19 protein-coding genes are annotated in these 22,840 nt (G+C 44.2%); 14 read left to right on the forward strand and 5 right to left on the reverse strand.

All coding sequences use genetic code 11. The annotated features are described in order from the left end of the window. Window positions 1-103 precede the first annotated feature (103 nt). The 3 genes from KIV41_RS11630 to KIV41_RS11640 all read left to right on the forward strand — a co-directional run bounded on the left by KIV41_RS11630 (window position 104) and on the right by KIV41_RS11640 (window position 4,837). The gene (locus tag KIV41_RS11630) at window positions 104-1,201 is read left to right on the forward strand and encodes an efflux RND transporter periplasmic adaptor subunit (protein ID WP_285336458.1); all 1,098 of its coding nucleotides are present in this window, start codon (window positions 104-106) and stop codon (window positions 1,199-1,201) included. Beyond that, a complete protein-coding gene (locus KIV41_RS11635) occupies window positions 1,201-4,251 on the forward strand; it encodes an efflux RND transporter permease subunit (protein ID WP_285336585.1) in 3,051 nt (1,016 codons plus the stop codon). Before KIV41_RS11630 ends, KIV41_RS11635 begins: the two co-directional genes overlap by 1 nt. Window positions 4,252-4,498: 247 nt before the next feature. After that, window positions 4,499-4,837, forward strand: coding sequence for a hypothetical protein (locus KIV41_RS11640; RefSeq protein WP_010451255.1), 339 nt, complete (start codon window positions 4,499-4,501; stop codon window positions 4,835-4,837). A 177-nt stretch (window positions 4,838-5,014) separates the two neighbouring features. On the opposite strand, the gene yjeH is transcribed toward KIV41_RS11640, so the two are convergent. Further along, a complete protein-coding gene (gene yjeH, locus KIV41_RS11645) occupies window positions 5,015-6,283 on the reverse strand; it encodes an L-methionine/branched-chain amino acid transporter (RefSeq protein WP_285336460.1) in 1,269 nt (422 codons plus the stop codon). Window positions 6,284-6,458: 175 nt separating this feature from the next. On the opposite strand from yjeH, the gene KIV41_RS11650 reads away from it, so the two are divergent. The 4 genes from KIV41_RS11650 to KIV41_RS11665 all read left to right on the forward strand — a co-directional run bounded on the left by KIV41_RS11650 (window position 6,459) and on the right by KIV41_RS11665 (window position 8,915). Next, window positions 6,459-6,914, forward strand: coding sequence for an Lrp/AsnC family transcriptional regulator (locus tag KIV41_RS11650; protein WP_010451258.1), 456 nt, complete (start codon window positions 6,459-6,461; stop codon window positions 6,912-6,914). Then, a complete protein-coding gene (locus tag KIV41_RS11655) occupies window positions 6,911-7,288 on the forward strand; it encodes a nuclear transport factor 2 family protein (protein WP_252043042.1) in 378 nt (125 codons plus the stop codon). The genes KIV41_RS11650 and KIV41_RS11655 overlap by 4 nt, the downstream gene beginning before the upstream one ends. Continuing rightward, window positions 7,278-8,192 (forward strand): LysR family transcriptional regulator, encoded by a 915-nt coding sequence (locus KIV41_RS11660; protein ID WP_045417022.1) that lies wholly within the window; start codon window positions 7,278-7,280, stop codon window positions 8,190-8,192. The genes KIV41_RS11655 and KIV41_RS11660 overlap by 11 nt, the downstream gene beginning before the upstream one ends. Window positions 8,193-8,300: 108 nt before the next feature. After that, a complete protein-coding gene (locus KIV41_RS11665) occupies window positions 8,301-8,915 on the forward strand; it encodes a LysE family translocator (protein ID WP_009704775.1) in 615 nt (204 codons plus the stop codon). A gap of 154 nt (window positions 8,916-9,069) precedes the next feature. On the opposite strand, the gene KIV41_RS11670 is transcribed toward KIV41_RS11665, so the two are convergent. Continuing rightward, window positions 9,070-9,291 (reverse strand): hypothetical protein, encoded by a 222-nt coding sequence (locus tag KIV41_RS11670; protein ID WP_005442428.1) that lies wholly within the window; start codon window positions 9,289-9,291, stop codon window positions 9,070-9,072. Between the two features lie 503 nt (window positions 9,292-9,794). Continuing rightward, window positions 9,795-11,228 (reverse strand): glyceraldehyde-3-phosphate dehydrogenase, encoded by a 1,434-nt coding sequence (locus KIV41_RS11675; protein ID WP_010451270.1) that lies wholly within the window; start codon window positions 11,226-11,228, stop codon window positions 9,795-9,797. Window positions 11,229-11,837: 609 nt separating this feature from the next. Here KIV41_RS11675 and KIV41_RS11680 point away from each other — a divergent pair. After that, window positions 11,838-14,471, forward strand: a complete 2,634-nt coding sequence (locus KIV41_RS11680) for an ATP-binding protein (protein WP_285336586.1) — start codon at window positions 11,838-11,840, stop codon at window positions 14,469-14,471. A gap of 58 nt (window positions 14,472-14,529) precedes the next feature. Next, entirely contained in the window at window positions 14,530-15,522 is a 993-nt protein-coding gene (locus KIV41_RS11685; RefSeq protein WP_285336461.1) for a Gfo/Idh/MocA family protein, read from the forward strand. Between the two features lie 64 nt (window positions 15,523-15,586). Here the strand turns inward: KIV41_RS11685 and KIV41_RS11690 are convergent, their stop codons facing one another. Continuing rightward, on the reverse strand, window positions 15,587-16,924 hold the full coding sequence (locus KIV41_RS11690; RefSeq protein WP_010451276.1) for an MATE family efflux transporter: 1,338 nt from the start codon (window positions 16,922-16,924) through the stop codon (window positions 15,587-15,589). 123 nt (window positions 16,925-17,047) lie between these two features. After that, window positions 17,048-17,362: a DUF496 family protein gene (locus KIV41_RS11695; RefSeq protein WP_005453573.1), complete on the reverse strand. Its 315-nt coding sequence runs from the start codon at window positions 17,360-17,362 to the stop codon at window positions 17,048-17,050. A 237-nt stretch (window positions 17,363-17,599) separates the two neighbouring features. Between KIV41_RS11695 and KIV41_RS11700 the strand changes: the two genes are divergently transcribed. From KIV41_RS11700 to luxQ, 5 genes are all read left to right on the forward strand, one after another. Continuing rightward, window positions 17,600-17,803: a hypothetical protein gene (locus tag KIV41_RS11700; protein WP_010451278.1), complete on the forward strand. Its 204-nt coding sequence runs from the start codon at window positions 17,600-17,602 to the stop codon at window positions 17,801-17,803. Between the two features lie 93 nt (window positions 17,804-17,896). Further along, on the forward strand, window positions 17,897-18,550 hold the full coding sequence (locus tag KIV41_RS11705) for a YceH family protein (RefSeq protein ID WP_143694108.1): 654 nt from the start codon (window positions 17,897-17,899) through the stop codon (window positions 18,548-18,550). Further along, window positions 18,547-18,852 (forward strand): GIY-YIG nuclease family protein, encoded by a 306-nt coding sequence (locus tag KIV41_RS11710; RefSeq protein WP_010451282.1) that lies wholly within the window; start codon window positions 18,547-18,549, stop codon window positions 18,850-18,852. The genes KIV41_RS11705 and KIV41_RS11710 overlap by 4 nt, the downstream gene beginning before the upstream one ends. 223 nt (window positions 18,853-19,075) lie before the next feature. Further along, entirely contained in the window at window positions 19,076-20,173 is a 1,098-nt protein-coding gene (locus tag KIV41_RS11715) for an autoinducer 2-binding periplasmic protein LuxP (RefSeq protein WP_285336464.1), read from the forward strand. Next, window positions 20,173-22,758 carry a quorum-sensing autoinducer 2 sensor kinase/phosphatase LuxQ gene (luxQ, locus tag KIV41_RS11720; RefSeq protein WP_285336466.1) on the forward strand — a complete coding sequence of 862 codons (2,586 nt, stop codon included), beginning with the start codon at window positions 20,173-20,175 and terminating at the stop codon, window positions 22,756-22,758. Before KIV41_RS11715 ends, luxQ begins: the two co-directional genes overlap by 1 nt. Window positions 22,759-22,840 lie beyond the last annotated feature (82 nt).

Below are 22,840 nucleotides of genomic sequence, written 5' to 3' on the forward strand. Positions count from 1 at the left end.
TAGATTGACTTTAAAATAAACTCCGAAGTTTACTTCTGCGCTTGTGCGTAAAGTTCAATAGTGACTACTCAATAATGGGTCACGCTCTTGGAGTAAAGAAAATATGGTCGCAACTAAATTTGGCCAAAACACACTTAAACTGAGTGCTATTTCAGCACTGCTCATCTCTTCCTTAAGCATTACCGGTTGTTCTGATGAAAGTGAGGCATCAGACGTCGCACCACTAATCAAACCTGCACTTATTGAAGTCGTTACAACCCAGTCAGCAACGGAGCTCAGCTTTAATGGCATCGTGCGTGCTGCAGATAGTGCAGATCTCGCTTTCCGAGTAAGTGGAAAACTGACCAATATTTTCGTTAAGGAAGGAGATGAAGTAAGCAAGGGGCAACTGCTTGCTTCCTTAGATGATCGAGATGCAAAAAATGCATTGGTGTCAGCGCAACTTGAGTTTGAGAATGTGTCTCGTGAGTATGAGCGTGCTCAAGCTGTTTTTAAGAGAAGCCAAGCAATTTCAAAGGCCGACTTAGATACGATCACGACACGTTATAATCTTGCTCGAACACGTGTTGAAGATGCAAAGCGTCATCTAGAATACACCCAAATCTTTGCTCCTTTTGATGGCATCGTTGGACGCAAGCTGGTTGATAACTACGTTCAAGTCCAAGCTAATGCACCTGTCTTGACCGTTCATGATATTAATGATCTTGAAGTGGTCATCCATATTCCACATAAAGTGATGCTCTCCGGTAAAGAGGGGACGAAAGCAATTGCTGAAATCTCAGCCATTCCTGGGCAATCTTTTCCTTTAAAGCTGCGCACGGTTGCGACCGTTGCAGACCCTGTTTCTCAGGCGTATCCGGTCGTGTTGGGTTTTGAGCACTTAAACGGTTTCCACGTATTGCCGGGAATGGCGGTGAAAGTGCTGCCTGTTTCCACTTCAGGCAACACTCAGAATCAACAAGTTACCTTACCTCTGACGTCAATTGTCCCCGACAACCAAGGCAAGCAATTTGTCTGGGTCGTTGGCAGTGACGACAAAGCAACGAAGCGTTATGTGGCGATTGGCGCACTCAACAAAGACCGCATTATTGTTACCGAACATCTTTCGTTGGGTGAGAAGGTGATCATTGCTGGGGTATCAAGTGTGAGAGAGGGCATGGAAGTTCGCCCTTACACGGATGATCGCGCTGGAGCACAATGATGGACATTGCACGTTATACCATAGCTAAGCGTACAAGTGTGTGGGTGCTTATTGCTCTAATACTGTTAGGTGGTTACATCAGCTACCTCAAACTAGGTCGTTTTGAAGACCCTGAGTTTGTTATTCGTCAGGCAGTGATCGCGACACCTTACTCAGGAGCGACAGCGCAGGAGGTCTCTGACGAAGTGACCGATGTTATCGAAGGCGCCGTTCAGGCTTTGCAAGAAGTCAAAGAAGTGAAATCCGTCTCGATGCAAGGAATGTCCGAGGTAACGGTCGAGATTAAACTCGAGTTTGCAGGCAGCGCTGCTGAGCTACAACAAGTATGGGATAAACTGCGTCGTAAAGTGACCGATGCACAGAGACTGCTTCCTCCGGGAGCAGGGCCGTCTATTGTGAATGATGACTTCGCGGATGTATATGCATTGTTCTTTGCTGTTACAGGTGAAGGTTTCAGTGATAAGCAGTTGCAAGATTATGTCGATAGCTTACGCCGTGAAATAGTACTTGTTCCGGGTGTGGCGAAAACAGCGACATTGGCGCAGCAACAAGAAACCATCTTCGTTGAGATTTCAAGTGAGCGCTTAGCCGAGTTCGGTGTCTCTGCTGAGAAAGTGTTTCAAGTTCTGCAAAAGCAAAATTTAGTCACAGTAGCAGGTAGCATCGAAACTAGTGCGATGCGCATTCCCGTGATCCCGAGTTCCAATATTGACTCTGTTGCCGACCTCAAAAACCTACAAGTCGGGTTGGGTAACAACAATACTGTGCTTCGTTTAGGTGACATTGCGGACATCACTCGCGGTTACCAAACACCAGCAACTATGTTGATGCGTTTCAACGGTGAACGAGCTGTGGGCTTTGGTATCTCCAACGTGTCCGGCGGTAACGTTGTGGATATGGGAGACGCAGTTAAAGCACGTTTGGCCGAGTTGGAAAGTCAGCGTCCATTGGGGATGGAGCTGAATGTGATTTCGATGCAGTCAGATTCTGTGCGCGCATCGGTAGCGAACTTTATCGACAACTTGATCGCTGCGGTTGGCATTGTATTCGTCGTGCTTCTACTGTTTATGGGGGTACGCTCGGGCGTCATTATCGGATTCGTTCTTCTACTAACGGTCGCAGGCACGCTATGCATCATGCTCATAGAAGATATTGCAATGCAGCGAATCTCTCTTGGGGCGTTGATAATTGCCTTGGGTATGCTGGTGGATAATGCGATTGTAGTGACCGACGGTATCTTAGTTCGTTTTCAACAAGATCCAGACGCCGATCGCAACGCTGTGGTGTCTGAAGTTGTTGATGCAACCAAGTGGCCTTTATTAGGGGGAACTGTCGTTGGTATCTGTGCATTCAGTGCGATTGGTTTATCGCCTTCGGACATGGGGGAATACGCAGGTTCTCTGTTTTGGGTGATCCTTTACTCAATGCTTCTTAGTTGGGTATTTGCAGTCACAGTAACGCCAATGCTGTGTCACGATTTCCTCAAAGTAAAAGCGGTAAATGCTGATAAGAAACCTAGTCGCATAGTGGCTAGTTACAAAGTACTGCTCGCATGGGTATTGAAATACCGCATCATCAGTTGTGCACTGTTGCTGGGAATGATGACAGCAGCGATTTGGGGGGTGAAGTTTGTGCCACCTGGCTTCATGCCAGAATCTCAACGCCCACAATTTGTTGTGGATGTTTACTTACCGCAAGGCTCTGATATCAAACGTACTGAAACTGTGGTCGCGAGTATTGAGCAAGATGTGAAAGCCAAAGAGGGAATTACGAACATCACCAGTTTTATTGGTGGTGGCGGCTTACGCTTTATGCTGACCTACGCGCCAGAAGCTCGTAACCCAAGTTACGGTCAACTGCTGATTGATATCGACGATTACACAAAGATCGCTCCGCTACTGGGTGAGCTACAAAGTGAGTTAGAAGCCAAATACCCAGATGCGTCAATCAAAGTGTGGAAGTTCATGCTTGGTCGAGGAGGCGGTAAGAAGGTTGAAGCCGGTTTCAAAGGCCCGGATAGCGCGGTGTTGCGCCAACTGGCAGAGCAAGCGAAAGCCATCATGCTGGCGGACAGTAACTTGATTGCGGTTCAGGATGATTGGCGTCAACAAGTCCCTGTGCTTCGCCCTGTCTATTCTGCAGAAGAAGCCCAGCGATATGGGCTGACTACGATGGAGATTAACCAAGCTATCGCGCAAACCTTAACGGGTCGGAATGTAGGTGTATATCGAGAGGGAGATGATTTGATCCCAATCGTTGTCCGCGCGCCGGAAAGTGAGCGAAGCCACCAACGCGCGATTGAAAATACAGAAGTTTTCAGTCCGACAGTGGGTGCTTATATTCCAGTAAGTCAACTCGTGAACTCTGTTGATATGGTATACCAAGACGCCATCTTGCGTCGAATTGATCGCATGCCGACGATTCTGGTGCAAGCGGATCCAGCGCCGGGTGTATTGACGGCAGACGCATTCAAGCAAGTTCGCAGTCAAATTGAAGCCATTGAGCTGCCAGCAGGGTATGAGCTGAAGTGGTATGGGGAATATAAAGCGTCGAAAGATGCCAACGAGGGACTTGTAATTTCAGCACCATACGGGTTTGCTGCGATGATTCTTTCGGTAATTTTTATGTTCAACGCACTGCGTCAGCCACTGGTGATTTGGCTAACGGCACCGCTAGCGGTTGTTGGTGTCACCGTGGGGCTTATCATCTTCCAAACACCGTTCGAGTTTATGGCCATTCTCGGCTTTTTAAGCTTGATTGGTATGATGGTGAAAAACGCGATTGTATTGGTTGACCAAGCGGATGTTGAAATTCGTGAAGGTAAATCGCCATATACTGCGATAATTGATGCAGCACTAAGCCGTGCCCGTCCGGTTTTACTGGGCGCATTCACGACAATCTTGGGTGTTGCCCCACTGCTGATTGATCCATTCTTTAAGAGTATGGCGGTGACCATTATGTTTGGTCTACTGTTTGCCACGATTCTTACTTTGGTCGTCATTCCGCTGTTTTACGCCATTTTCTTCCGCGTAAAAATAGAGGCGGCATAAACTACAGTGAAAACTCAAGAAGGAGCCATTTGGCTCCTTCTTTCTTTACGGGGGAGAGTATCTTTAAGTGAGTGGTGTATAAGCTTCGAAATATAACCGAAATAAGGTGTTGGACAGAAAGGTGTTTCAAGTTGCCTAGAGAGTGTCTGGAATTGGTAGAGAATTACCGCCTTTAGTAACTAAATTTCTACTACGCTCTACAACTGATAGTGATAGAATCTCCGCATCAGAATTATCGAGAAACTCTATGTTTATCCATCATGTTAACGGCATCGACTGGCTGGTGATTACAGCTTTTGAAGAACTGAAACCTATATTCATCGAAGACGCTGGTAAGATCCCCTCTTGCTTCTCTACTGACAGCGAATTGAGCCTGATTGATCAAGCTAAACGTGCTTATGGATATTTGCCTACACTCAGCGGCGTAATCACTGATACAGGCACTTTTCAAAGCCAGGATAACGAAGAAGATTTGAACCCACAGCTAGCGTGCCTAGTTGAGGGACGTGGTCGGGTGTTTATTTATCACGGCGGCTTTGTAGCTTTTGTGGATGATGATCAAACCTTTATTACTCGAATGGGATGAAAATTATTCGGTAACTTGAAATCGACGAGTTGGAATACCTAGCCCTTTACTCGCAAGCGTTTCGTTTATTAACAGAACGCGAGTTGAATGGATTCTGATTCTAGCTTCAATAAGAACAGCATAGCTGTGGCTGACTGGCGAGTCGTATCACTATCAAGAAATGGGGCAGAAACAACGTTATTTCTGCTCTATCACCTGGTCATGATTCTTTTTTCGCCATTGTTTCCATGGCAATGAAAGGACAGCAAAAATAGTAATGGCGTACAACATGGACCAGCCTAAGCAGATAAACACTGCGGTACATAAGAGTAGCGAAACTCCTGCGAGAAGTTTGCCTGCTCCTTGCAGTAATTTATATGCAGCGAGCATGGCAAGTAGATAAACCAAAACAAAAATTCCGTTGGCAAGCTTAAGGAAAAATTCCAGATCCAATCCAGAGAGTGAGCCCAATAGGCAAGATGCGAGCAAGATAGCGCCAACGATCATCGTGGCATTAGCAGGCACGCCACGAACCGATACGCGAGCAATGGCGCTTGCTGGTTTGTACTCCCTTGCCTGTGCCCATACCATACGAGCTAGGCTTTGGGTGTAGAGGTTGATGCTAGCAAAACATGCTGAGAAACCTATTAGACTAATTAGCCATTTGGCATGGTCACCAAAAAGATGCGCACTTAACCAAGGGATGGAAGCGCTGTCTAACTCGGTACTACCATATGCGCCAAACTTTAGGATCACCACTGAGCATGCCCAGTAGGTTGCGCCAGCGACAAAGCAGCCAACGATAATAGCAATAGGGAAGTCTCGTTGTGGATTCTTAAATTCTTCTCCCATGTGTGCAAAGGCTTCTATGCCGACAAAGCACCAGAACATTACCCCAAGAGCTGCGGCAATCGACCAAGTGGAATCCATAGTGATTGCAGGCATCGTAAGATCGGCAGTTCCAACATCGCCCTTCCATAAAAACGCGCCAACCAATGCAAAAATGCTCAATGCAATAATGGTTTGCAGACGTCCGGATGATTTAGTACCAAGCAAATTAACAAAAACTAAGAGAGCGACCGTAATAATTTGTGCGAAACGGTGGTTGCTGATTGCCTCTGGTAACAGTTGTTGCAAAAAGCCCGCAGCCAGAGCAACGGCGGCAGGAACACCGACAGGAATCACGCTAACGAATAACCACGCTACGCTGCTTTCCAATTTGGGACTAAAGGCTTTACGGACAAAAAAGGCAGTGCCTCCAGCGTTGGGGTAGCGCTTGCCAAGTTGTGCGAAAGTAAGCGCAATAGGGCAGATAGCCACGAACAATACAATCCAAGCCCACAGAGAAAAGTGCCCAGCAATGCCAGCTGCAATTGCCGGAATCATAAATAACCCCGTTCCCATTAACGTGGTGGAGAGTTGGCCAATGCCTGATATCAGAGTGATGTCTTTGTTGAGTTGTTCCATAACTGCCTCGAACTTCCATATGGTGCGAGTGACAAGCATAGCTAAATTCTGCACAACAATATGATGTTGTCGACCGTCAAAATGACGGTTGTTATGCTGACAACCTTCAAATTGTCGGTTTTCAATAAGTTGTAATGGAGTAGAATGGAAAAATTAAGGAAAGCTTGGTGAGTTTATGGACAAATTTGATCATCAAATCATAGATCTATTACGTCAAAATGCCCGTCTCTCAATTACAGAGATAGCGGAGCATGTGAGTTTGTCACGCTCGGCAGTCACGGCTCGAATAAAAAAGTTAGAAACCGATAAAGTCATCCTCGGTTATCACGCTGATATAGCGACATCGGAAGAATCGACGATTTGTGCGTATCTGGCGCTGAAATTTGATACATCTGCATCCAGCCACCATTGTGATGCTTACGCGAATGAGTTGTATAAAATCGATGGGGTCAAGTGGTGTCATGCCATTAGCGGTGAAACGGATATGATGCTGTTTGTTGAAGTGCCCAATATTGCCCGCCTTAATGAGATTCGAGATCATATTCAACGTTACCCAGAACTTCGTAATGTCATGACACATACTGTGCTGACTGAGTTTTTTAATACCACAGGGAGCAAGTTCGTAAAATGACAGAGAAAGAAATCGTCCTCAACTTCTGGAAAGCGATGGAGGGTAATGATTTCTTTGCGGCGGCGGAGTGCCTCACACCAGACTGTGAAGTGATTTGGCCGTTAACAAAAGAAGTGATTCGAGGCAGAAAGAACTTTGCGGAGCTCAATTCTGCATACCCCGCAGAAGGTGAGTGGACCTTCACCATTGAACGTATTTTGGCGGATGGCGAGCAAGTGGTTACCGATGTGGTGGTGAGTGATGGTGTTCGAACCGATCGAGCAATTACCTTCCACACTGTGCGTGAGGGGCTGATTTGCAAGCAAGTCGAATACTGGCCAGAAGAGTACGCTGCAGCACAGTGGCGTTCAAAGTGGGTCGAGCGTGCTGAATAATATCAACCTAAATTTATTACGTTCTTTGCATGTTTTACTCGAAGAGTGCCATGTAAGTAGAACGGCTGAGCGGTTGCACATTACGCAGTCGGCTGTCAGTCGCCAGTTGGCTCAGCTACGTGAATTGTGCGGCGATCCTTTATTGGTTCGACAGGGTAACCAACTCATTCCAACACCAAGAGCATTGCTTCTAAAAGAGAAGTTAGATGACTTATTAGCGGAATTCGATCACCTTCTCGATGACAAGCCTTTTGAACCTGAGGATTGGAAAGCGGAGTTAGTATTTGCATCAAGTGATTATGTCGCTCAATACGTCCTCCCTGACATTGCCTCTCATTTGAGTGGCTTTGCTCCTCAGTTAGATATGGCGTACCGACTGTGGCAGCCAGACTTTCTCGATAAGCTTCACGAGACTGGTATTCATATCGCGTCTTCCATGTATCCAGAGAAACCTCAAGGTGTATCCAGTGTGAAGATTGGTGAAGACTCATCAGTTTGTTTGATGAAAGCTTCTCATCCGTTAGCAAAGCAAGACAGTATCAGTGTTGAAGATTTAATTTCTTACTCCCACATTAAAGTTACAGGTGGTGGGGACAAAGATTCCTACACTGACTTAGCCTTAAGAGAGCTAGGGCATACACGTCATATTACGTTCAAAGTGCCTTTCTTCTCTGCTGCCATCAATCGCTTAGTTTCTAGTGAACATCTGATGGTGGTTCCAGAACATATTGCGGTCAATCTTGCGAAGCACTGGGACTTAGCCCATAAAGCACTGCCTCTCGAAACGCCTATTCATCAGTATTGGTTAATGTGGCATCCAAAATACGATACCGATCCAGCGCATAAATGGGTGCGCGAAGAGATTCGTTCAGTCATGCAGATTTCAGAGTATTCCATCCGATAATAAATGCCTTATTAGGTTATGATTTGAAATCATGGTTAGTATGAAAAACTTTGATTTCTAATTATACCTGTTCCGTTGATAGATTAGCGTCAAAGAGGGGAGATTCTTATGACACTAACAGTTTGGTTATCACTTTTTACCGTGTGTTTATTGGGGGCAATGTCGCCAGGTCCGAGTTTAGCGATTGTAGCTAAGCACTCGTTAGCTGGTGGCCGCATGAATGGTTTGGCAACCGCATGGGCGCACGCGTTTGGTATCGGTATTTATGCGTTCATTACCTTGATAGGTTTGGCAGTGGTACTTCAACAAAGCCCATTGCTATTTAAGACTATCAGTTTGGCAGGTGCTGCTTACTTGGCGTATCTCGGTTTTAATGCACTGCGCTCAAAAGGTGGTGTGGCAGCGAAGCTCGAATCCGGTGAAGAGACGACAGTTTTACAATCGGCGCGAGAAGGCTTTCTTATTTCGATTTTAAGCCCGAAAATTGCTTTGTTCTTTATCGCACTATTTAGCCAATTTGTGGCACTAGGAAATGATCTCAGTAATCAAATGATCATCGTGGCTACGCCATTTGTTGTCGATGGTCTGTGGTATACCTTTATCACGTTGGTATTATCCAACTCACGTGTCGTTGATCGTATTCGTTCAAAAGCGGTGCTGATTGACCGTCTGTCTGGCATCGTTTTAATGCTATTAGCAGTGCGAGTGGTTGTGACGATTTGACCAAGTCGAACGCATTATATAAAAAGCAGAAAGGCTACCGAGATGGTAGCCTTTTTTGTATATAGCAAAAAAACATCCTAGCTCTAAACGAGATAGGATGTCAGCAAGGAAGGTTACTCAGGAACATAGGGGGAGTGTGAAACCTTCAGAAGCGTTAACGACGAACTTCTTCAAACTCGCCTTCAATTGCGTCGGACTTACCCGTATTGAATTCATACTCTTCATGCATTTCTTGTTGCATTTGCTTCACGCGTTTTTCAATACGTTTACCAGTAATCAGTGCTGCGATGGTCAATGGAATCGCCATGATTAGGCTAAATACCAAAGTAAAAAAGCCAGTAATCAGTGCTAGTGCAGTAACGATAATTCGATTCATAATCATGACCTCTCTTTCAATCTATGGGTTCATATTAGTAATCTGAACATGAACGAAACATGAATATACCCAAATAACCTCAAAATTCTAGTTTCAGCAAGATTGTCTTGGTTCGTAGACGCGGCGACGATTTGAAGTTCTAGTGATTCTAAATCGAGAATCGTCAACAAAGTATTCGAGCCAAGACAACTTGCCCTAGGGAGCGTGTTACTAACGCCATTTCTTTGATAAATCCCTCGGCAATAGTGAACTATTACGCAAGCGATTTATCTTTGAACTAGCGCTAGTAACAACGCTCTGAATTCTGAATATTGAGGTCATTTGGGTATCTAACGTTCAATTTCGCATCGATTTGTCTGAGGAATGTCAAACCGCCCAAAAAAGAAAAAACGCCTGAGGGTCATCAGGCGTATAAACGGGGGATAATAGTTATTATTGTTTGACAACAAATGAGGTGATAGATCGCTACACATTGTGGTTAACGTTGTGGAGCAAAGTTGACCTTATTGAGGGAAAGTCTGGTAACGAACACCCATCATTTGTTCCATACAGTGCACGACTTGGCAGCTGTAACCGAATTCGTTGTCGTACCATATGTACAGTACGCAACGCTTGTCTTGTGCGATAGTTGCTTGACCGTCAACTACGCCAGCATGACGAGAACCTACCAAATCACTAGACACAACTTCCGTTGAGTCTGTGTAGTCGATTTGAGCGGATAGCTCTGAATTGAGCGCCATGCCTCGTAAGTACTCATTCAATGAATCACGATCGACATCTTCACCGAGGTTTAGGTTGGCAACTGCCATTGAAACGTTAGGTGTTGGGACACGAATAGCATTACCCGTTAGCTTACCAGCTAGCTCTGGTAGGGCTTTTGCTACTGCCTTCGCCGCACCTGTTGAGGTCAGAACCATGTTTAGAGATGCACTACGACCACGACGATCTCCAGAGTGGAAGTTGTCAATTAGGTTTTGGTCGTTAGTGTAAGAGTGAACCGTTTCAATGTGACCAGAAAGCACGCCGTACTTATCGTTTAGCGCTTTAAGCACAGGTGTGATTGCGTTGGTCGTACAGCTTGCTGCTGAGATGATAGTGTCATCTTGCTTAATTACGGACTCGTTTACACCAAATACCACGTTCTTGATGTCACCTTTTCCTGGGGCGGTAAGCAGTACTTTCTCAGCACCTGTACATGCTAGGTGCTGGCTTAGGCCTTCTGCATCACGCCAAACACCAGTGTTATCAACCACAAGTGCATTGTGAATGCCGTAAGTTGAATAGTCGACATCGCTTGGTTGGTTAGCGTAAATAATTTGGATGTAGTTGCCGTTTACAATCAGAGCCTTACGCTCTTCATCTACCACAATGCTACCGTTGAATTGACCATGAACAGAATCACGTCTTAGTAAGCTAGCACGTTTTTCCAAATCGCCTTTTTTACCACCTCGAACAACGATTGCACGTAAGCGCAGCGGGTAGCCAGGGCCACTTTTCTCGATTAAAAGACGGGTTAGTAGACGACCAATTCGCCCAAAACCGTAAAGCACGACGTCACGGGCCTCGAGGGATGAATCTGCATCACGTGCGCCGTTTAGCGCCGTTTGAAGAAAATCTTCAAGTGCGGACGCATCATCATGATCTCGCCAGTACATATTTGCTAATTGACCTACATCCACACGACAAGACGAAATGCTCATTTCGCAAAGCGCTTGGATAATCGGCATGGTTTGTTCTAGAGAGAGGGGAGAACCAGTGTAACGGCGGGCAATTCGGTGAGTTTTGAGAATGTCGATGGTGGTTGCATTGATCAGTGTTTTACCGAAGAGGACGACTTCAATGCCTTTTTGACGATATAGCTTACCGATAAGAGGGGAAATAGATTCGGCAATCGTTTGGCTTGTTTGCCAGTCTTGGAGATATTTCTCTGGACTCATTGTTGTTTTGGACCTTTCACGTTTTGGGGCTGACTTTACTCTCTTCTGTTACCTCACCGGTAAAGTGTGAGAGTTTGTTATGTAATGTGGTTGTAATAATTTTGTGTGCGAATTGTACGGTGTGACCTCTTATTCTGCTAGGAAAAATAATATGAGATAAATCACCGCATTCTTAGGTATTTACTGTTGAATGTAGGGTGATTTGTATAGCAATTAGTGATATTGACTTTAGTAAAATTAGATACTTAATTCGTGATGATAACGATCTAAGTCTTATTTGAACTGATGGATGCAATTTCCCGTTTCAGTAAAAAGGAGATGCGAATCTGTTTGTAAACAAAAATAGTAATCATAAGTCGGGCTTAACAAAGAAATTCCTAGAGAGTCTTAAGTACAAGTCGCTCAGGGCATCAAGTAGGAAAATAGGTTTTCAAAAATTTGTGTTAAGTCACACAAATCTGCACCACACCAGATTTCTTGAGAGAGTGGGCTTTTAGGTGTTTCAAAACAAAGAATTTACTCTAGATTGACTCGACCAAAACGACGACAGTATGAAACTGGACTAGTATTTTAGAACGTCAGTTTTTTTTCGGTTCGCAAAGCCAAATGATAACGAAATTATCAATAAAGAGTCGTTTAGCTTTACTAACAATGATGCCTATCGTGGTTATCACATGGTTCGCATTGCTCCAGTTTTCACATACGACACAGCAGGTGGAAAGACTGAACCTAACAGTCAACAATATTCATACGTTAAAGACTATCTCGGATGCGGCCAACTTTGTATATCGCTCTGTGCGAGAGCGACAACATCAAAAAACAGATGTGCTTTCTGTTGAGTTGGAGCTACATCAGCAAGAAGTTCAGCAGTTTTATAACCAGTTTGCTCGTAACCCAAATACACGTGATTTTGCTTTAGAGTGGAAAGAAGAAGCGCTCAATGTGTTTTCATCTCCGCTGGATGAAGTCGTTGAATCGGGTGATATTGCCTATCAAATGATGGCATTAATGCTCAAGTCGGTGAATCGGGAATACCACCAATTAGAAAGCGATGATTCTCAATGGACTCAAGACATCATAGCCCATTTGGCTGAGCTGTCTTTCTGGACGCAAAAAGAAGCATGGCTAACCTATACCCTTGCAATCAGCGGTTACACACAACCGAACAGGGACACTCTTATCAAGGTGGTCGATAAACAGCAAGAAAGTCTAGATAGCTTTTTGCTTTTAGGGGCGGATAGCCAGCAAGTTTTCAAGTTACTCGATTTTTTTCAATCAACTCGCTACCGGCAGAATGTACAGAGTCGTTCTCAGTTGATTGACGGTAAAATGTCTCAAGTCGAACTTCAGTTCTATCTTGTGGATTTAGATTACCGGCTGCAACGGCTACTTCTGTTGATCAAAGGTTTTTCTATTCAAGCGGAAGAGCGTTTGATGTCTGCAGTAGAGTATGAAAAAAGAGAGCTTGTGATCATCAATGTTACTGTCTTGTTGGTGGTGACCTTACTATGCTTTTTGGGAGGAACAACTTGGTTTCGCGTCCATTCAAAGCTGGGGGCAATACTTCATGCTCTTCGTGGGAGGGATGAAAGAGGCAGCAGTGCAAAAATCACGGTAGACGGTAATGATGAGTTTACCGAGTTTGCACGGCAGTTGAATAACATCATTGAAGAGCAAAGTTTGAAAACAGATGAGCTGGTTAAAACTCGCGAGTCAGCTATTGCAGCGAATCGAGCAAAATCTGTTTTTCTTGCCAATATGTCCCATGAAATCAGAACCCCACTTAATGGCATTATTGGGATGACAGAGATCCTTTCGCACAGTGAGTTAGACAGTCACCAGCAAGAGATCCTAGAAAACATTGATACTTCATCGCATTCATTACTGATTCTACTCAATGATATTTTAGATCTCTCAAAAATTGAATCCGGTAACCTCAACCTTTCACTGACAGAAGCTGATATTCGAGAGGTTATTTACCAGTCATTGATTCTGTTCCATTCAAAAGCGACCAGCAAGAATATTGAGCTTCACGTTAACCTTGATGAAAGTATCCCGGCTTTGGTGAAAGCAGACGATCATCGAATCAAACAAATCATTACCAATTTACTTAGTAATGCGATCAAGTTTACGGACGATGGGTATATATCTGTAGATGTTGGATATCAGCGAAAGAGTGCTTCTAAAGGGGAGTTACATTTTAAAGTCACTGATACTGGCATCGGTATTGATGAAAGTCAATTGAGCAACATATTTAAACCTTTCACCCAAGAAGATGACAGTATTACTCGTCAATTCGGAGGGACTGGATTGGGTCTAGCTATATGTCGTCAGCTTGTCTCAATGATGGGGGGAGAGCTTAAAGCTCAATCTAGTAAAGGGTATGGCAGTAGTTTTGAATTTTCTGTTGAGGTTGAAATAGTAAGCCGCCAGCTCTGGCGCTCACAAGTCGTAAAGCGTGGTCTACTCATTTCTGACAATTATCGCTACTCGCCTCAGCTTGAACGAGAATGTCGATTAGCAGGCATTGAACTAAAGGGTGTTGATGATGCAAAAGGTGCTTGCGACTTAAAGGATGATTTCGACGTCGTATTTTATTGCTACAGCCTACACCAAAACATCAATAAAGATCTTGAACAGTTGGAGGCTCGTTTTCCACTCGAAAAGGTTGTTGTTTGTCAGCATCATTTGTTTTCCACACATATCAGTTTAGATCGAGTACATGCCCTGCTAACTCAACCGTTTTTAGGAAAGCGTTTCCAGGCAGCAATCTCTGAGTTGGCGGAAATCCAACTGAGAAAATCTCAATCTCTTGCAGAAATAGCGGTAAACGCACAGCCTTTGGATCAGTATGTTGCTGGTAAACATAAACGAATTCTCATCGCCGAAGATAACTTAATGAATCAGAAAATCGCGAGCTTTTTCCTAGAAAAGGCGGGATATGACTATCTTATCACGAGTAATGGCAAAGAAGCCTTGGATGCGATCACTCAAGGTGGAGAATTTGATGCAATATTGATGGACTGCATGATGCCTGTGATGGATGGCTTGACCGCAACGGAAGAGATTCGCCGTTGGGAAGATAAAACGAAAAAACACAAAACCACAATCATTGCGCTTACTGCGAGTGTCTTGGAAGAGGACATACAAAAGTGTTTTTCAGCTGGAATGGACGCTTACCTACCAAAACCTTATAAATCGCATCAGTTATTTGAGTTGTTTAAAGAGCTAAAGCTTGCTTAAATCGCCCCTAAAAGCCGGACTCTCTCCGGCTTTAGAACGATAAAGGAAAGGAAGTAACATGTTCAAACTTGCTGTGATTGGGACAAACTGGATCTCTCAACAATTTGTTGAAGCGGCGATTCAGACTAAAGAATTTTGTCTACAAGCGGTTTATTCACGTGATGTCGTGAAAGCGCGTGAATTTGGCGCACCTTACAATGCGGTATCTTACTACGATAGCCTTGATGATTTAGGGGCAGACTCAGACGTTGATGCAGTGTATATCGCAAGCCCTAACTCGCTGCATGCGCCACAGGCTATTAAAATGCTCGAATATGGCAAGCACGTTATCTGTGAAAAACCGATGGCGTCAAATGTTCTTCTGGCTCAAGCCATGTTTAAAGCAGCGGAAGAGAATAATGTCGTGTTGTTTGAGGCTTTCATGTCGCCCTACACGCCAAACTTCCAAGTGTTGAAAGAGAGCCTATTGACGATTGCTCCTCTTCGCCATGCAACGATTAGCTACTGCCAGTACTCTTCTCGTTATCAGAAATACCTGAACGGTGAGAACCCAAATACCTTCAATCCAGAGTTTTCCAATGGCTCTATCATGGACATTGGCTACTACTGTGTGGGTTCTGCTGTTGAGCTGTTTGGTGAACCTAACAGCGTACAAGCAAGTGCTCATCTTTTGCCTTCTGGTGTTGATGGTTGTGGCAGCGTGACTCTGGTTTACGATGGCTTCAACGTGAATTTATTGCATTCGAAGGTGAGCGATTCACTCATCCCAAGTGAATTTCAAGGTGAACAGGGCAGCGTGCTGGTGGACATGATCGCTACAGGGCGTGGTGTAGAACGTATTTTGCGAGGGCAGGACAAAGAAGTGCTGACGTTACCTCAAGAAGAGAACCATATGTTCTATGAAGCGCAGGCGTTTGCGAAACAACTTAAAATGGGTGTGATTGATCAGCAAATGAAGCAGCGCTCATTGTCCGTCGCAAAAGTGTTGACCGAAGTAAGAAGACAAACTGGCGTGGTTTTCCCTGCTGACGAGATGTCTTTATCTCGCTAACTTGATCTCTTAACTTTAGAAACGACAAAGCCCTCACAACGAGGGCTTTGTTATATGTGTTTTTTTAAGCTGTTACTGGAGCGGAAGCTAGCTTACGAATCGTTTTTTGATAAGTCATATAAGCCGAGAACCCAGCCATCAGATTACCAATACTGGCACCAATCAGTAGCCCTTGAATGCCACCCATCTGAGCACCGACCCATAAACAAGGTAAAAAGAACAAGAACAGGCGCAAGGCAGAGATTGTCAGTGCGGTATAAGATTTTCCTAACGCGTTACAAATTGACACCATCAGCATACACACCCCAAGCGAACCCAAACTGATTGGGACGATCATTAAGTGCATGCGCAAGACTTGTTCTACTTGTGTATCGCTTGTCATAAGTAAGGCGAGCGGATTAGCGGCGGCAAACGTCAATAGTGCAATCAATAGCTGGAAACCAAGGATGAACTTAACGGCAATAGATACTAGCGCACGAATATCGGTGTAGTTTTTCGCTCCTAATAAACGTCCGACCATAGGGGGCATCGACATGGTCAACGCCAATACCGATACAATGGCAAAAAACTCATAGCGCGAGCCCAAAGCCCAAGAGGCAACCGCAGCTGTACCAAAGCCAGCAAGCAGCTTGGTTGCTAACATAGAGGATAGCGGTGGCAGTAATTGGCTTATCATCGCAGGCCCCATAATGTTGCCAATCGATGTCACGCTCTTGAGTACATTTAAGTCTTGCCATTGGAATGTGGCCCAGTGGTTCTTCTGCACGCGAGGTGCGACAACCAAGATACCGAAGCTGAAAGCGATAATGGTCGCAATTGCAGCCCCATTAATGCCCAAATCAAAAGTGAAAATAAACAGTGGATCGAGTACCAAGTTCACGCCGCTGGTGACCATCATCATAGTGCCGGGCAGCATAGTGTTACCGTTCGCGCGACAGATACTATAGTAGAAGTACAGCACGGCACCTACCCATGAGCTTATTAGCCACCAAGGCCAATAGCTGTCGATGATTGGCATGACACTCTCTGGTGCACTAAGTAAAGAAAGAATAGGGTAGCGCAGAAACCAAATAAGCAGACCAAAGATGGCTACGCCAACGGAGCCGATCATTAGCACCAAGCCACCCAACTGTTTCGCGTATCGGGTATCGTTTGCACCCAGCGCTTTGGAGATGACTGCAGTAGTGGCGATACCCAAGCCAACTTGGATACCAATGATCACCATCTGCAGTGGCAGCGTAAAGCCTTGTGCAGCAAGAGGCAGGATACCGAGTTGGCCAATGAAAGCACTATCGACAAGCTGGAAGCTCATCAGCGACAGCACACCAAACAGCATTGGCCATGTCATAGTAAACAGCTGTTTTGCCAGCGTTGGTTGTGCGTTAGAAGAGTTCGAAGGCATAGGAATGTTGCGTGTTTTGGGAACAAAAGTTGATTTTATTGTACACACTGTACAACAAAGTGACAAAAAGAAACCCCGAGCAAGGTGTCCCTGCTCGGGGTTGGAAAACTGAACTAGTTGCGCTTATTTTTTGCCGCTAGTTTGCTTGTCTTCTTCAGTCAGTTCGCGAATACGACGGCTGATATCACGGCGAGCTTTAGAGATCTCTGCACTCTTGATGATGTGATCGTCAACGCGGTCTTCGTAGTCTGCTTTCATGTTTTTGATGATTGCAACGATTTCGTCGTGAGACATTTCTGGTTTGATGTAGTCTAGTAGGTTTTCTAGTAGGTCTACACGTTTACGGTTGTCACGAACTTTCTTTTCGTTATCAAGCAGCTCACGTTTTAGTTTGTTTTTACGACGAGCTTGGTTCACGATTTCAAATACGCTACTCATGGTTCCCTTTCCTAATTTATGAATATCTGATTCGATTAAAGCACAACATCCCGTGGCATAACAGTCTTAAGATCAAACGCCACGTTGACTTGAACATTTATTCATCAATTCTGATGTGGCTTTAACAAACACGGCGAAAAAGCACGATTGTTGTTCACTTGAGCAGTGAGATGCGTTGTCATAGTGAAGTTCTGGTTATATCATCTGTGTTAATTACTACAAATAATGAAGCTCGAAATGAACTCTGGGACTATTGCGGAGCCGGCTGAAAGCCAAGACCTTGAAACAAAGGATGAATCTTTGGCTGAGAAACTAAAAGCGGCGTACGTAGACGCAAGAACACAACTCGAAATCACCGAAGTCGAACTTAATCGGTCGAAAATAATGGTGGTGGATGAGAATGGAAAAATGACCAAAGTGTCGATTTTATCAGAGCATTGAGACCTAACCCGATTCGCAAAGGGTGTCAGGTCCATGCACTATGCTTTAGCCTGAGACCCAAATTCAAATGCAAAAATAATAAGGAAATGCATTATGAAAGTTGAGCTAACGGCAATTGAAGCACGAGTAATTGGCTGCTTAATCGAAAAAGAAGTCACCACCCCCGACCAATACCCTCTAAGCCTTAACGCGCTGACTAACGCATGTAATCAAAAAAGCAACCGCGAGCCTGTCATGTCATTGTCTGAAGCAGACGTGTTAGACGCGGTTGATGCACTCATCGAACGTCGTCTTGTCAGCGATGAAAGTGCCTTCAACAGCCGCGTAAGCAAATACCAACACCGATTCTGCAACACTGAGTTTGGCGACTTGAAGTTAACGGAACAAGAGAAGGGCATCGTATGTTGTATGCTGCTTCGTGGCGCACAAACGCCGGGTGAAATTCGTACGCGCACTAACCGCTTAGCGGCATTCAATGATGTGAAAGAAGTTGAAAATGTGCTCGAACACCTTGCTAGTGAAGAAAAGGGTCCGTTAGTCGTCAAATTGCCTCGTGAAGCTGGCAAGCGAGAATCACGTTATATGCACCTATTCTGCGGAGAGGTGGATATTAGTGAATTGGCTGTGGCAAGTGCTGCACCATCTTCTGCGGGTTCAGAGCGCATCACCCAACTAGAGCAAGAAGTGGCAGAACTTCGAGCAGAACTTGCAGCCTTAAAAGAACAGGTCGAATCACTACTTTCATGAGTGACACCGCTAAGCAGAGTTGGAGCGTCTATTTGATTCGGAATAATCGCAATGCCTTATATTGTGGTGTTACCAATGATATTGAACGACGCTTTAACCAGCATCAAAGTGGCAAAGGAGCCAAAGCTTTAAAAGGGAAAGGGCCTTTGGTGTTGGAATGGTCAAAAAGCTTTGAGTCAAAAATATACGCAATGAAAGTCGAATATTTCATAAAGCAGTTACCTAAAAACAAGAAAGAAAAAATCGTGATAGGGGACGCGACTCTCAGTTGTGATGACTTAGGTGTACATTACCTTACTTAGCTAACAAAACCGCCTTATACGGCGGTTTTTTCTTGTTTGTAGGTACCAATTTATTGGACTCTAGCTCATAATAGAAACCAAATTCCTCACAAAAATTTATCAAATATAAGTATGGAATTTGTCTTGCGTTATATGGATACAGCGTACTTTCGAAATGGAATGCTTGGCTAGGTACTAAGAATTAAGCCCCACAATGATGGCGGCAAAATAACAAGAGCATAGAATGAAAAAAGCGCTTATATTTTCGCTATTCTCCTTAATTGGTGTTTCTTCAAACGCCTACTCAACCCAGGTACTAGACGGGTACTGGGCATATCAGGAGTATTTAGAACAATATCCAAACCAGCGAGCTCTCACTGAAAAGTTGGGGGATGCTGTTAGAAATTATCCGGTTCCGCTCAAAACAGAGCAACGACACCCTCTCAAAATATCGGTTGTTTATCCTGGGCAACAAGTCTCTGATTACTGGGTGAGAAATATTGAAGCTTTTGAGAAAAGGCTAGATAAGCTGAAGATTAGCTACCAGATTAACCAGGTTTTTACGCGGCCAAATGCTGATATCAAGCAGCAAAGCATGTCATTAATGGAAGCTCTCAAGAGTAAATCTGACTATTTGATTTTTACGCTTGATACGACTCGCCATCGTAAATTTATTGAGCATGTTCTAGACTCATCAGAAACCAAACTCATTTTGCAGAACATCACCACACCAGTGAGAGAGTGGGAGAAAAGGCAGCCATTTCTCTATGTTGGTTTTGATCATGCTGAAGGGAGTCGTGCACTAGCCAAAGAGTTTGGAAAACGATTCCAAAAAGAGAGTAAATTCAGTGTGTTGTATTTCTCTGAGGGATACATTAGTGATGTCCGAGGGGATACGTTTATTGAGCAGGTTACTCGTGACAATGGTTTTGCCCTGGAGTCGGCCTTCTATACAAAAGCGACAAAATCTTCCGGGTATCAAGCAGCTAAACTGAGCTTAGAAAAGTACCCTGATATTGACTTTATGTATGCCTGCTCAACCGACGTGGCACTTGGTGCAGCTGAAGCGTTAGATGATCTTGGTCGCGATGATATTATGATTAATGGTTGGGGTGGCGGCTCGGCGGAGCTTAATGCTATTCAACGTGGTCAGCTTGATTTTACTGTTATGCGAATGAATGATGATACAGGTATTGCAATGGCTGAAGCGATAAAGTGGGATTTAGAAGGACAGTCTGTACCAACCGTATTTTCTGGTGATTTTGAGGTGGTGACTAAGTCAGACGCACCTGAACGAATTGAACAACTCAAGAAACGCGCATTTAGATACTCAGATAATTGATGTCAGCTCAGTTAAACTCAACCAAGCGTCGCTCTCTGGCGACGCTGATAACCCGCATAATTGTCGTCGTTCTAGCGCCGATTATCTTTGGTATTTTCGTCCAGAGCTATTACTTCTCCAAACAAATTATTTGGCAGGAGGTCGATCGCAACAAACAGCAAACCTCTTCGTTGATCCATAATATCTTTGATAACCATTTTGCGGCGATTCAAATTCACCACGACAGCAATTCCAAAAGTGAACCCATTCGCGATTTCTATTCCGATAGAAATGCTGAAATGCTCAATTACTTTTATTTGGGCATTGATCAAAGTGACCCTTCACATACCCCAGAGTTTCGATTCCTAACTGATCACCACGGTATTATTTGGGATGATGGTAATGCTCACTTTTATGGTGTGAATGACATTATCTTAGAGAAGATGTCGAAGAAAATATCTTTTAGCAGTAACTGGTACTATATGAATGTACGTACGCTGATGGGGCAGCGGCATATGCTGCTAAGGCGTGTACCAGTGATCAATACGTCCACTGGTGAAGTCTTAGGCTACTCATTTATTTCGATTGTTCTAGATAATAACTTTTCATTGATGGAAAAACTGAAAAGTGAGAGCAATGTAGATAACGTCCTTTTGATTGCAAATAATGAAATGCTTGCGAACTCTTTTGATGATGAAGAGGACTACTCAGCGGCAGATATTATTGCGCGTCGTGGATCGACAAAAAGGCTAGATAAACTGCTGGTTATTGAAACGCCAATCATGGTGAATGCTTCGATGACTGAGCTATGTTTACTGTCGGTTCAAGACAACCAAGGCGTTGTATCTCTACAAATTCAACATGTTCTGGCAATGCTAGCATCCATCATTGGTTTGCTGATGATCGCATTGATGGCAAAAGAGTGGATGGAAAGCAAGGTTGCAGCTGCGCTCGATACGCTAATGTCCTATACAAAATCAGCCAGCGACGAGGACCGGTTTAAACGATTCGTTGGTTCAGATATCGAAGAGTTCAACCATATCGGCTCAACTTTAGAAAGTACGTTTGAAGAGCTGGATTCGCAGAAAAAGTCATTCCGAGATCTGTTTAACTTTGCATTATCACCGATTATGGTTTGGTCTGAGAGTGCAGTGTTGATTCAAATGAACCCTGCAGCAAAGCGCGAGCTTGTGATTGGTCAAGGCAATACTAGTCTTGAGGCCATGCACCCAGTATTCCAAAAGTTTAAAGAGAAATTGACACCTCACTTAAAGATGTCGGCGCAAGGCGCTACGTTGACGGGGGTTAATGTACCAATCGATGGCAAGGTATTTCGCTGGAATTTATCACCAATTCGTGTTGATGGAGGGATCAGTGGAATCATCGTTCAGGGACAAGATATTACAACTCTGATTGAAGCTGAGAAACAAAGCACCTTAGCTCGACGAGAAGCAGAAAAATCTGCCCAAGCCAGAGCCGATTTCTTGGCGAAAATGAGCCATGAAATCCGCACGCCCATCAATGGGATCTTAGGTGTCGCTCAATTGCTTAAAGATTCTGTTGAACATGATGAACAACGTAAACAAGTCGATGTGTTGTGTAACAGCGGAGAGCATCTACTCGCGGTGCTGAATGATATTTTGGATTTTTCCAAGATAGAACAAGGCAAATTTAATATTCAAAAACATCAGTTTTTGTTTGCCGATACCATGCGCACTATCGCTAATATCTACGGCCCTATCTGCCGAAAAAAAGGTGTTGAACTGATTATTGATAATGAGGTTGAAGAAAACACTGAGATATTTACGGATCAAGTTCGACTTAACCAAGTGCTCTTCAACCTTGTTAGTAATGCGGTGAAATTTACCCCTGCGGGTAGCATCCAGATTATCTCAGCACTTGAGCATTTCCATGGTCACGATAGCAGTGTGCTCGTGATAAAAGTTGAAGACACAGGGATCGGGATTGATTCAAATAAACTAGACCAAATGTTTGAGCCGTTTATTCAAGAAGAGGCAACAACAACACGTGAATACGGTGGTAGTGGGCTAGGTTTAACCATTGTTAAAAACTTAGTTGAAATGCTTGAGGGTGATATTCAAGTTAGGAGTGATAAAGGTAAAGGGACACTTTTTGTTATTACCATCCCGGTGCAAGACCGACTGCGACAAGTCGAGGAATTAACACAAACACTAAGGCTTCCAGCAGAAAAGCTGTTTAGCGATGCGTTAAGAGTGTTGCTGGTGGAAGATAACCATACTAATGCCTTTATTCTTCAGGCTTTTTGCAAGAAATATCAGATGGAAGTTGATTGGGCAAAAGACGGAATTGAGGCGATTGAGAAGGTAAAACAGCATCGCTATGATTTGATTCTAATGGATAATCAACTACCGCATTTAGGTGGTATTGAGACAACCAAAACCATTCGAGACGTCCTTAAGATTGCAACACCAATTTATGCTTGTACCGCAGATACGATGAAAGAAACAAGTGAAGCATTTATGGCAGCAGGCGCAGACTATGTTTTGCTTAAGCCAATTAAAGAAAAGGCGCTGCATGCTGCATTTACGGACTTCAAGAATCGATTTATCGAGGAAGAGGCGTAGGATAGGTATACCCAAGTAACCGCAAGATGCTTGGTTCATCGAGAATGACTTGGGTATAAATCGTTATGATTGGATTGCTGGC

This window comes from Vibrio sp. D401a (assembly GCF_030248515.1).
GTDB classification, from domain to species: domain Bacteria; phylum Pseudomonadota; class Gammaproteobacteria; order Enterobacterales; family Vibrionaceae; genus Vibrio; species Vibrio rotiferianus.